This window comes from Mycobacterium sp. 852002-51152_SCH6134967, assembly GCF_001667105.1.
GTDB lineage: Bacteria > Actinomycetota > Actinomycetes > Mycobacteriales > Mycobacteriaceae > Mycobacterium > Mycobacterium neumannii_A.
In genome coordinates, this window is the sequence record NZ_LZIK01000064.1 from 28,177 (window position 1) to 29,643 (window position 1,467).

Below are 1,467 nucleotides of genomic sequence, written 5' to 3' on the forward strand. Positions count from 1 at the left end.
GCCGTGGTCGTTCACCTCTGTGGGTGATGGGCGATTCGTTTACTACCCGCGGGATGGTTCAGGGGTCCATGTCCGGCTTACTGGAAGCACGGGTCTGACGCGGGTTCGACATTTGGACAGTCGGTCACCCGCCGCGCGACCGGTCCGTCGATTCTAGAAGCTGGTTCTCACCGTGAACCTTCGTCGGCTTCGCCCCGACCGACTCAGTTATCCGATGATCCGCCCGATGCCAGCCTGTCGCGCAGACTCTTCGGACGGATATCAGGCCAGTTCTGCTCGATATAGTCCAGGCAGGCAGCCCGATCCGCTTCACCGAAACCGACACGCCAACCCGCCGGCACATCGGCGAAAGTCGGCCAAAGACTGTGCTGCTCCTCATCGTTGACCAAGACGAAAAAGCTGCCGTTCTCGTCGTCGAAAGGATTGACGCTCATAAGTTCTTCCTATCTAGTCAATATGATCGGTATGAGTGAAGCCGTTCCAAAGCATACTCACGACTGAGCCGCCTGTTCAGAGCGTGTAGGTGTCATTCGTGCAATCACACATTCGCGACTAATTCAGGTGAACATAGTCACCCTCAAGTTCAGAGACCCGGAAGTGGCCTTTTTGGTCGATTGCCGCCAAGGGAAGACTCAGTCGGCGAATAAGCAGCTGTGACGTGGGTCTGGTCGGAGTACACGAGGGTGTTGCCAACGATCACCGAGCGGCGAGGAGAACAATTCCGTGACGTCGACATAGTGTCCACCGCCGGCTCTCGTGGCGGCAGATTCACCCGCGAGTGCGGATTCGAGATTGCGCCGACCACCAGAACGTCCGCACCCGTACTACAAAGCTGCCGTACGAGGCGAGTCATGCTCTCCATCCACTCCGGAGCATATGAGGTGAACCCGGGTTCCCAACCCGGTCCAGAACCGCCGTAACCCCGCCAGATGCGAGCCTCGAATGCTTGGCGCTCAACTGCTCAATGATCTTGCCGAGCCACTGTGTGCAGTTGGCACATCGCGGCTGACGGACTGGGCCTCGTTTGCCGCGTCGGTAAGCGCCGGATTGAGGTTCGAGGGAACGGTTTTCAGGTCGGCAGTTGCCGCCACTTAAGCCTGAACTCTCGCGAACGTTTCATCTACCGCTGCGTCCACGCTTCACCAGCGCGATCACCATGGCGGCTACAAATCCGCGAACCTGCAAGGTGCCATGCCCGCGTGAACAGCGAAGTCGACCCCGGCTCCGCGAGCCTGAAATCAGGGCCAACCACTTCGGGGTCAGACGAGGTCAGGCCGCCGCAGAAAATGATGCTTCCGTCACGGTATCTTTCGTCACATTCGTGGCGCGGCACCAAGGTAGCTGCGGGAGCACTACCTTTCAGGTGTCGCCGCTGACAGCGACGGCCTCTATCCGCTGCGAAGTTCGCTGTAGCGTACGGTATCGGGCGGACGCAAGGGAGGGCCCGTGAATTCCACTTCCAGAAGG

The 1,467-nt window shown here is 59.2% G+C and carries 1 protein-coding gene; it reads right to left on the bottom strand.

Annotated elements, in window-relative coordinates; genetic code table 11:
- Positions 1–203 precede the first annotated feature (203 nt).
- The gene (locus A5790_RS20480) at positions 204–434 is read right to left on the bottom strand and encodes an MbtH family protein (RefSeq protein WP_066848491.1); all 231 of its coding nucleotides are present in this window, start codon (positions 432–434) and stop codon (positions 204–206) included.
- Positions 435–1,467: the final 1,033 nt, after the last annotated feature.

Excerpts from the sequence above, each read along its gene's own strand:
- A5790_RS20480 (WP_066848491.1), bottom strand. The coding sequence starts at position 434 with ATGAGCGTCAATCCTTTCGACGACGAGAACGGCAGCTTTTTCGTCTTG.